Here is a 6,349-nt window from a genome sequence, read left to right as displayed (position 1 = left end):
AGCATCGGCGGTGTTAACGGTGGCAAATGGTCGGGAGGCTTAGGCAAATTTGCAGATGCTACAGATCCGAACACTACTTACACCCCTGCTGCCGGCGAAAAGCAGGTAACACTTACCTTAACCTCTAACGATCCTCCGGGGAATTGCGGGCCGGGCATTGGGAGGGTTGTTATTAACATTGGTTCTGTTTTATCGGCACCAACAGCCTCCGGCACATCAACCTGTATGGGCAGCATAGCTACGGTGTCTGCTACAGGCCCGGGCGGTACCTACCGCTGGTATAGCGCCGCCGAAAACGGTACGTTGCTATCAACCGGGCCTAATTTTATTACGCCCGCGCTTACGCAAACAACAACGTATTATGTAAATACCACTGTAAATGATATTACCAGCAGTATGACCGCTGTAACGGTAACGGTTAATGAGCCGCCACCGGCTCCGGTAGTTAGCAATGCGCCGGCCTGCGAAGGCAGCCACACAACTTTAACTGCCACCGGCTCAAAAGGTACTTATCAATGGTATGATGCCCCGGTTGGAGGCACTTCGTTATCTATTAATAACACTTACACAACACCTGCTTTGATTGCCAATACAAGCTATTATGTACAGGCTGTTGTTGATGGTTGTGTAAGCGAACGGACCAAGGTTGATGTAACGGTTAGTCCTTTGGCGGTTATCACCAGTGGTTCTGCCGATAACGTTTGCAGCGGGGTGCCTCAAAATTATGCTATTACAGCCGATCAACCCGGTACAACTTTTTTATGGTCTCGTGCGGCAGTTGAGGGAATTAACAATGCCGCGGTTAGCAACCAAACATCTGCCCAGATAACAGAAACGTTGGTCAGCACAAAGAGCGACCCTATTGATGTTACTTATTTAATTACGCCTGTATCTAACAATTGTCCGGGGGCACCATTTAGCTACGTAGTTACAGTATATCCATCACCGCAGGTTACAAGTGCGCCAACAGCAACGTTGTGTAATATGACTACTGGAAATTATGCTATTACATTCAGTATCCCGGGTGTAAGCTCCAGCTGGTCAAGGGATGCGGTTTCCGGTATCAGCAATCAGCCTGTATCGGGGCAGATGGCTGGCGTTATCCGCGAGATATTATTTAATACAACCAACGCGCCTGTTGATGTTACTTACACATATAATTATCAAACAAATAACTGTTCGGGGGCACCTTTTAAGTGGGTTGTAACGGTTAACCCCTCGGTTAATGTTACCAGTAAACCATTGGGCGTGGCCTGTAGCGGGGAGCCGGTTGATTATACTATTACTTCCAATGTGCAGTCGGCAACATTTAGGTGGAGCAGGGCAGCTGTGGCTGGTATCAGCAATGCTGCCGTGACCAATAAAACCGGCAATAAGATTGATGAAGTACTGGTTAACAAAGGAACATATGCCATAAATGTGCTTTATGTGATCACTCCATCTGCTTTTGGTTGCGATGGTGTGCCGTTTGCCTATGTGGTAAAGGTTAACCCCGGGGTGCCGGTGCCTGATTTGAGAACAAATTCGCCTGTGTGCGTAAACAGTACGATTAAGTTGAATGTGCCGGCCACGCCAAATGCAATTTATACCTGGACCGGGCCCAATGGATTTAAATCAGCATTGCAAAACCCAGAAATTAAAAATGTGACTGCTGATATGACGGGTACTTATTCGGTGTACGTTACGGTTAATGGCTGCAGCAGCCCGGTAGTTTCTAAGGAGGTTGTGGTAAACAAATTACCAACTTCAGATGCGGGTTCAAATATATTAGCTTGTGTTACCGATCAGTACATTCAACTGGCCGGTCAGATAGGAGGAGGAACAAAAACAGGGGTATGGTCGAAAAAAGGCGCTAACCCAGGGCAGTTTTTACCTTCAAATAATGAATTAAATGCAAAATATGAGCCCACTGCCGAAGATAAGGCTGCCGGCTCGGTCACATTGATCCTGACGTCTACCAGTCCGGATGATTGCAACAATGCTACATCTGAAATGACGATAACCTTCGGTAAAACGCCGGGTACAAATGCAGGCTCCGATCTGGAAGTCTGTGCCCGCCGTGATCCGATCAAACTGGACGGTAACGTGCTGATACCGGGTGGCGGCAAGTGGACAAGCTCCGGTACCGGAACATTGCTCAATCCAGAGGACGCGCAGGGAGCGGTATACACTCCATCAGAAGATGATGTGAAAAATCGCTCGGTAAAACTTACGCTTACAGCAAATATGCCAGGGCAATGTTATACTGCCAGCGATGAGATGGTAATTAAATTTATACCGCCGCCAACGGTTAATGCCGGTGGTATAAGATACGTACTTAAAAATCATACCATCACCTTAACACCAACTGTAAGTGACGAAAACGTTCAATATCTGTGGCTGCCTGATGTAGGTTTGAGTAATAATAAAGTAAAAGAACCTGTAGTTACCGGCGATGCTGATATTGTTTACACCTTGTATGTTACAGATGTTAGGGGCTGCGTTAACCAAAGCCAAACTATCATCAAAGTATCGCCGGATATTACCGTGCCTAATACTTTTACGCCCAATGGCGATGGCTTTAATGATTTTTGGGAGGTAAAAGGATTGATAGCCTATGAAAGCTCGACAGTGGATGTGTTCAACAGGTATGGCGAAAGGTTATATCACTCAATAGGTTATGGCGTGCCCTGGGATGGCAACTTTAACGGACGGCAATTACCGGCAGGCACGTATTTTTATATCATCGATTTAAAAATGGGCAAGCCTCCTTTATCAGGCTCAGTAACTATCCTGAGATAAGTTATATCCGAGGAAAAATCAGAAAGCCTGCAACGTTTTTTCGCAAAAAGCGTCATATAGCTAAACACGCGATCATGAAAAAACTAATCTTCTCAATGATGGCTTCGTTACTTACGGTTTCGATTGCCTTTAATGCATCTGCACAAACAGTAACCCGTAATGTTTCGGGCTATAATGGTATTGCCTGCGGCGGGCCGTTTAACGTGTTCATTAAAATTGACGGAACAGAAAGCGTAAAGCTTGATGTAGATGCCAATATTGTTGACGATATTAAAACCGAAGTGGAAAACGGTATATTGAAAGTTGAATTTAAAGATCACTGGAAAAGCCACCGCAATATTCAGCACGCTAATATTTACATCTCTGCTAAAACTGTGGAGTACCTGGCTAATAGCGGATCAGGTAATTCAACTGTTGATGGTACAATGACAGGTGAGCACGCTAAGATCGCCTTAAGCGGATCAGGTAATATCAAAACAGCTGTTAAATCAGGTACGCTTGATTTGAAGATCAGCGGTTCTGGTTCAATTGATGTTAAAGGCAGCACCGGAATGGCCGATTGCCGTATTTCGGGTTCAGGGGAGATCAATGGTAGATCATTAAAAACAGAAACTGTGGAAGCCTCAATTGCGGGTTCGGGTAGCATTAGTTTAATAGCCAGTAAAACAGTTTCGGCCCGTATTTCAGGCTCGGGCAGTGTAAATTACTCTGGCACAGCTACTACTTCCGATACGCATTACGCAGGCTCGGGTAGGGTAAACAAGGTTGACTAATAAGCTGCAAAGCAAAAATATTGAAAGACTGCTTCATCTGAGGCAGTCTTTTTTTGTTGTGGTGTAGCGAATCATGTGTAGGCATTACATTAGGCAGTTAAATATTATATCCTCCTTAGGCTCCTCTGCGGGTTTAAGCTAACCCAACCTGAAATTTAAAAAGGAGGCACCTACGGAGCCAAAAAGCGTGTCCTTTAGGGCTATAAACACGCGGCCCCGCTGGGGCCGGTAAGGTTTTACAACATAATCATGTATTAATTAAAGTGTGCTTAAGGACGGATGCGCCAGAGGTGCAAAAGGTTTGTAGCATAAAAAGTATAGAAATTCCCTTTGCCCCAGAGGGGCAAAACAAAACGCCTTACTAATTAAACGACAAAGCAATTTGTGGATTAACTTAAATCTGCGAGAGCCCCTGATGGTACATCAAATTTAATAGTTTTTACATAACAGCACTTTGGGTAACGACCAAGTGCTGTTCTCATTTCATGCACTCGCGTTGTATTTCAAACAAAAATTCAAACAGGTTAACTTCGGTTGGGATCTGAAGTTTTTTGCGCAGCCGGTACCGGCTGATCTCTACCCCTCGTACCGATATAGCCATTAGTTGTGCGATTTCCTTGCTCGACAGGTTCATGATCAGATAAGCACACAGTTTGAGTTCCTGCTGATTGATGGTCGGGTAGCGATCCTTGATCACGGTAAGGAAATCGGCATGTACTTTATTAAAATGCATGCTGAATTGCTCCCATTCTTCGTTTATCTTTTTTTCTTCGGTAAGCAGGCGAAGGAGTTTCTTGATCTCTACCGCCTCAACCATTTCTTTACCTGATTTATTCAGGCGCTGCAATTCTTCTTTTACTTTTAACAGGAACTCTTTCTTTTGCACCAGGTTCATTGCTGATGAAGCCAGCTCTGAGTTCTTAAATTCTATTTCGCTTTCAAGCTTTTCGTTTTTAAGTTTTACAACCTCTTTTTCTGATCGTTCAAGCTCAATTTGGTGCTGGTAGGCCATTTGGCGCTGTTCTTCTTCATTTTTTTGTTGCTGGGCAAGCAATCGTTTTTCGTTATTCCGGATATGGCGTTTTTCCTGCAATTGGTAAAAATAATAGATCAGATAAACAAATATCAGCAGGTAAACCAGGTAGGCCCATATGGTTTGGTACCATGGCGGATTGATAGTAAATGAGTAACTGGCCTCCGGCGAGATATTATCATGGTGGTTGCGGGCCCTTACTTTAAAGGTATAATTGCCCGCAGATAGGTTGGTGTAATCCTTCTCCGTTTTTTTCGACCATTCTGACCATTCGTTGTCAAAGCCAATCAAATAGTAGCTGTATTCAACATTTGATTGCTCTTCAAATGTTGGGGTTGAATATTCAAAGTGCAGTGAATTCCATATATGGCTTAGCGAAGGTATGGCGGCGGCAGGTTGCTTGTCATTATCATTAACATTGCTGAAATAACCGCCAAATAAAAGGCTATCAATCCCTGCAATAGCTTTAACCTTACGGATATAGGTTTTTAGCGGATGAATGTTTTGTTTATACCTGGCGTAATTAATATGATAGAAGCCATTTTCACCGCCTACAAAAATGTTGTTTTCATTTACCGGAAATACATTCTCAAACCCGCTCAGGATCCTTCGGCTAAGTTCGGGGATATAAATGATTGATGGGGCAGGCGTTGAATAATCAGCGACACCAATGTTTTTCTCCTGAACGAACCAGATATTGCCTGCCTGGTCCTCTTTAAGGTAACGCAATGCCATATCGCCGAAAACGCTTTTAAATAAAGCTGACTGATGAAAACGGTCGGTTGGGTTATCGTATTCGTAAATGCCTTTCTGTGTAGCTATTACAACCCTGTTTTTGATCCGGAATACAAAATTATCCAGCGTTGAAGGCAAACCATCGGCCTGGGTGTAAACCCGTAATTTTGATGAACCTGGCACAAGTTTATAAACACCGCGATAAGGATGCGAAGTCCAGATATTATTGTTTCCGTCGATCTCCACAAAACGGGCCGACTCATTATAGCTGTTGTTTACACTGCCTTTATTGACGAGGCCATTGCTTTTATCCTCAAATAACCTTACGCCATTGTAATTACCGGCTGCTATATATTGTGCTGTATTTAGTTTTATGGGGCGATAAAGCCAGTAACCGGCGCTCTTATCTACCGGTTGCAATTTGCCGTCCTTGATCTGGTAAGCTCCGTCATCCACGCCAGCCAGTAATTTATTGTCAACCACAGATAGGTTCCAGGAAAGGCTTTGTGATAATACCCTGAAATTATTAGGTGTGTAACTAAGATCGCTATTATTGCCAGCAGGTAACTCGTAAATGCCATTTGACAGGGCGAAGTATAGCTTATTGCCAAAAGTGGCTACCGAAAAGCCGCCCCCGTCTTTAAATACTGCGGGGTTGATATGTTTAACGGCATTATTATAGGCTATAAAATCTATCCCGTTATCAAGCCCAAGCCACACATTATGGTTATTATCCATAAACATGCTGCGTACATTGCTGTTTTGCAGGCCCTCTTTTTTGGAGATATTTTCAATTACGTTACCCTGTTTATTTACCTGGTAAACGCCGTTAGCATAGGTGCCTATCAAAAAGCTGCCATCGCCAAGTACCACCACGCCCGAAAAATGCTCGTGGTTATCAATGCCGAAACCATCGATATTGCAGCTTTTAAGCTGGTTCCCGTTTAATATGTAAACGCCATTTTTAGCTGTAGTAACCAGGCTCGAATCTTTATTAATGGCGGCAATTCCGGTGATGAAAAAGCCG

General features: G+C 44.0%; 3 protein-coding genes. 2 read left to right on the top strand and 1 reads right to left on the bottom strand.

Annotated elements, in window-relative coordinates; all coding sequences use genetic code 11:
* Together VF500_RS02285 and VF500_RS02280 are read left to right on the top strand one after the other, a co-directional pair.
* Window positions 1–2,781 (top strand): PKD-like domain-containing protein (locus tag VF500_RS02285; RefSeq protein WP_330858125.1); only part of this gene is annotated, 2,781 nt, incomplete at its 5' end.
* Between the two features lie 74 nt (window positions 2,782–2,855).
* Complete coding sequence (locus VF500_RS02280) at window positions 2,856–3,554, top strand: head GIN domain-containing protein (protein WP_330858124.1); 699 nt, start codon at window positions 2,856–2,858, stop codon at window positions 3,552–3,554.
* Window positions 3,555–4,032: 478 nt separating this feature from the next.
* Here the strand turns inward: VF500_RS02280 and VF500_RS02275 are convergent.
* Window positions 4,033–6,349 (bottom strand): triple tyrosine motif-containing protein (locus tag VF500_RS02275; protein WP_330858123.1); only part of this gene is annotated, 2,317 nt, incomplete at its 5' end.

Source organism: Mucilaginibacter sp. (assembly GCF_036383575.1).
Lineage (GTDB): Bacteria > Bacteroidota > Bacteroidia > Sphingobacteriales > Sphingobacteriaceae > Mucilaginibacter.
Note: the sequence above shows the minus strand (reverse complement) of the source record. Positions and strands in the feature narration are given on the sequence as shown.

Excerpts from the sequence above, each read along its gene's own strand:
- VF500_RS02280 (WP_330858124.1), top strand. The coding sequence starts at position 2,856 with ATGAAAAAACTAATCTTCTCAATGATGGCTTCGTTACTTACGGTTTCG.